At 70.2% G+C, this 3,887-nt stretch carries 4 protein-coding genes; 3 read left to right on the top strand and 1 reads right to left on the bottom strand.

Features of this window, described 5'->3' with window-relative positions; translation table 11 throughout:
- Nucleotides 1-314: 314 nt before the first annotated feature.
- From G6026_RS07840 to G6026_RS07830, 3 genes are read left to right on the top strand one after another with little or no spacing between them, the layout of a single operon-like run.
- On the top strand, nucleotides 315-1,547 hold the full coding sequence (locus G6026_RS07840) for a pyridoxal phosphate-dependent aminotransferase family protein (protein ID WP_231750490.1): 1,233 nt from the start codon (nucleotides 315-317) through the stop codon (nucleotides 1,545-1,547).
- Nucleotides 1,544-2,458 carry an NAD-dependent epimerase/dehydratase family protein gene (locus tag G6026_RS07835; RefSeq protein ID WP_107755884.1) on the top strand — a complete coding sequence of 305 codons (915 nt, stop codon included), beginning with the start codon at nucleotides 1,544-1,546 and terminating at the stop codon, nucleotides 2,456-2,458. The genes G6026_RS07840 and G6026_RS07835 overlap by 4 nt, the downstream gene beginning before the upstream one ends.
- 48 nt (nucleotides 2,459-2,506) lie before the next feature.
- On the top strand, nucleotides 2,507-3,616 hold the full coding sequence (locus G6026_RS07830; protein WP_182612841.1) for an acyl-CoA dehydrogenase family protein: 1,110 nt from the start codon (nucleotides 2,507-2,509) through the stop codon (nucleotides 3,614-3,616).
- A gap of 33 nt (nucleotides 3,617-3,649) precedes the next feature.
- On the opposite strand, the gene G6026_RS07825 is transcribed toward G6026_RS07830, so the two are convergent.
- Nucleotides 3,650-3,887, bottom strand: a 238-nt coding sequence (locus G6026_RS07825) for an OB-fold nucleic acid binding domain-containing protein (protein ID WP_182612840.1), incomplete at its 5' end; no start/stop codon positions are given.

Here is a 3,887-nt window from a genome sequence, read left to right as displayed (position 1 = left end):
CCGGGGGTCAACTCCTCCTCGACTCCGGCGGCGGCCAGGGCCCCGAGGACGGCCAGGATCAACGCCGCGGCGAGCGGCCACCCCCTGGCCAGGACTGCCCGCCCGCGCCGGACGCGCCGCGTCATCCGCAACTCGGCTCTGTGACTCATGGGGCTCCTCACTCAGGCGTGCCCCTCATTCGTTCCTGATCCCGGGGCGGATGGGAGGAGGGTCTCGCCCGGGGATGTGGGCCGGTGGTGAGGATTCGCTCGCCTGACCCATCCGGTCCGGACAGGGGGCCGAACCACCCGGACACCCCACAGGAAGGACTTCCCGTGAACCATCCGCTCATCAACCGCCTCGCGACAGACGAACGGGTCCAACTGTTCTCGACTCTTCAGGACACCGGGCAGAGCCCCTACTACCGCACCATGCACTCCGGCACCGGCGCGACGAGCAACGTCCAGGGCGTCGACCGGATCATGCTCGGTTCCAACAACTATCTCGGCCTGGCCAGCCACCCCGAGGTCATCGAGGCCACCACCGAGGCGGTCCGCAGGTTCGGATCCGCGAGCACCGGCAGCCGACTGCTCAACGGGACGATGTCGCTGCACGAGGAACTGGAAGCGGAGATCGCGGACTGGTTCGGCACCGAGGACGCGCTGTGCTTCTCGACCGGGTACCAGACGAACCTCGGCACCCTGGGTGCCCTCGTCGGTGAGCGGGACGCGGTGGTCATCGACGAGTTCGCCCACGCCTCACTCCGCGACGGCCTGCGGATGGCGCGGACCACCGTCCACCCGTTCCACCACAATGATCTGGGCGCACTCGAAGAGGCCCTCATCGCGGCCCGCGGGTCCTCCCCGGAGCAGATCCTCGTCGTCGTCGACTCCCTCTACTCGATGGAGGGAAGCCTCGCCCCCCTGCCCGAGGTCGCGGAGCTGGCCCGTTCCTTCGGCGCCGCACTCATGGTCGACGAGGCGCACGCCATGGGACTGTTCGGCCCGACGCGGCGGGGCTGGGTCGAACAGACCGGGACGGCGGACGCCGTGGACGTGACCATGGCGTCGTTCTCCAAGTGTTCCGCCTCCTGCGGTGGGTTCATCACCGGTAGCTCCGAGCTCGTCACCGGACTCAGGGTCACGGCGCGGCCCATGATCTTCAGCACGTCCTCGGTCCCCGCCGCGACCGCATCCTCGCTGGCCTCGGTCCGGGTCATGCGGACCGAGGAGGGGGCCCGGCGGACCGAGGCGGTGCGCCGCAACTCGATCCTGCTGCGCGCAGAACTGGGCGGCAAGGGCCTGGAGTGCGGCTCCGGCCTCACCGGCGACGAGTGGTCGCCCATCGTGCCCGTCCCCGTCGGCGACGACCTCCGCGCGGTCCACGTGTGGAACCTGCTGCTCGAGCGGGGCGTGTACACCGGTGTCGCGGTCCATCCGGCGGTCCCGGCGACCGGGGCGATCCTCCGACTGTGCGTGACGGCGGACCACACGGAGGAACAGCTGGTCGAGGCCGCCGCGGCGATCGCCGACATCCTCGCCGCCACCCGGGAACTGTCCGCACTATGAGGGTGGTGCTGACCGGGGCCTCCGGAGACTTCGGCACGGCACTGCTGCGCGGGCTGATACTGCGGGACGAGGTCGACCGCGTGGTCGCGCTCGCCCGGTCGCCGTTGCGGGTCCGACACCCGAAGATCGACCGGCGGGCCGTCGACATCACCTCAGGCGACCTCGACGAGGTGGTCGCGGGCGCCGACGCTGTGATCCACTGCGCCTTCATGGTCGAGGAACCGCGCGACAAGGAGTCGGCGCGGATCGTCAACGTCGACGGGTCGCGACGGGTCCTGTACGCGGCCGAGTCCGCCGGTGCCCGGGTGTGCGTGATGACCTCGAGCATCAACGCCTACGGCCCCCGCGGGGGCGCCGAGGTGATCGATGAGACGGCGCCGATCGGCGCCGATGAGGACCACTACTACTTCCACCACAAGGCGCTCGTGGAGGAGGACGTCCGCCGGTGGCGACGGGGATCCGATGGCCGCATGGCGGTGGCGGTCCTGCGCCCGACGTACGTGGTGGGTCCCGACATGTCCAACTCCGGGCTGGACACCATGCGCTCTCGCGTCGTCCTGCACCCGAGCCCAGGGCGGTCCTACTTCCAGTTCCTGCACCAGGACGACCTCGTGGACGCCTACCTGCGGGTGATCCTCGCCGGCGTCGACGGGGAGTTCAACCTGGGTCCCGAGGGGGCCCTGACCGTCTCCCAACTGTGCCGGATGAACCGGTCCGTGTGCATCCCCGTGCCACTCGGTGCCGCCCGTCGCATGGCCGACCTCGGGTACCGGATGCGGTTGCTGCCCTTCTCCTCACACTGGGTGACCTGCGGAGAGCCGGTGACCACGTCACGACGACTCCGGGACGCCACCGGGTGGACTCCCCGATACGACTGCGCCGAGGCCGCCCGCCTGATGCTCACCGGGTGATCCGGACCCGAGCCCGTACCCACCCGACCGTGTACCGAAAGGACCCCCATGCTCCTCACCTCCGAGAACCAGACCCTCGACTCCTACGCCCCCGGATTGCGCGATCGCCTGTACGAGCACGGCCTGCTCACCAACGAGGGTGCCCGGAGCACCGCCGTGGCGGACTGGTCCGCCACCGGTGGGACCGGTCTGATCGTCCCCGCCGCGCTGGGCGGAGCGGGCGCGAGCGCGGTCGACGCGGTGCGGTTCCAGACCGCCATCGGCGCGGTCGCCCCCTCCCTCGCGGCCGCGACCACGATGCACCACCTGTCGTGCGCGACCCTCTTCGAGGCCGCCGAGGACGCCTCGCAGGACGAGCGCGACCTCATCAAGGCGCTGGTCGAGGGCGGCACCGTGATGGCCTCCGGTTTCTCCGAGGGGACCCCCGGGGGATCTGTGTTCCGTCCGACCATGGCCGCCCGCCGGGACGGTGACGACTACCTCCTCTCCGGCCGCAAGGCCCCCTGCAGTCTCTCGAGGTCCATGAGCCTCCTGGTGGCGAGCGCGCTGGTGGACGAGTCCGAGCGGGCCGTCGTCCTGGTCTTCGACGGGGCCGAGGGGCTTCATCGGGAGGAGTTCTGGAGAAGTCCCGTCCTCGCGGCAGCCGAGAGCGACGCACTGATCCTCGATGACGTCCGGGTCGGTGCCGACATGGTGTTCCTCACCTCCGAGAACGACCCCGACGATGTCCACGAGATGACCGGTTATCTGTGGTTCGGACTGCTCATCAGTTCCTGCTACCTCGGGGTCGCCACGCGGATGGTCGAGCGACTCACCGACCGCGACCGTCTCGATCCGAAGCTGTTCTCCTCGGCGCTCGCCGAGGTCGAGACCATGCGGACCGCTCTGCACGCCGTGGCCCGTGAGTTCGACGAGGGGGCCCGCGGCGGCGACATCTCGGCTCGCCTCGCGCTGGTCCGGTGGTCGATGCGCGACGCTCTCGTGAGGGTGCAGTCGATGGTCCGCGAGGCCGTGGGCGGGTTCGCCTACATGCAGGACCCTGAACTCGCCTACGCCTTCGAGGCCGTTCAGGTGTTCGGATATCACCCGCCGTCGCGGCGGGACACCGCGGACAGATTGGTGCAGTGGGCCCGCGGGGAGGACTTCCGCTACGTCTGACGATCCTGTCTCGGTGGGGCGAGGAACTGCTGGTCACCGGAAGTCCCGGCTGCGGCCGATCGCCATGCCCAGGTGGAGGCGTTCGATCTTGTCCGCCACCACGCTCACCGCGCCCGAGCGGTTCTCCACGGTACCGCGGACGATGAGCGCCGGGGCCGAGGAGACGATCGGGCGGTAGCGTGCCCACAGCCCCACCGAGCACACGATGTTGGTCATGCCCGTCTCGTCCTCGAGGCTGAGGAAGGTCACCCCCTCGGCGGTGGCCGGCCGC

Source organism: Dietzia sp. DQ11-38-2 (assembly GCF_014145055.1).
GTDB lineage: Bacteria > Actinomycetota > Actinomycetes > Mycobacteriales > Mycobacteriaceae > Dietzia.
This window is presented reverse-complemented; position numbering and strand designations above follow the sequence as displayed.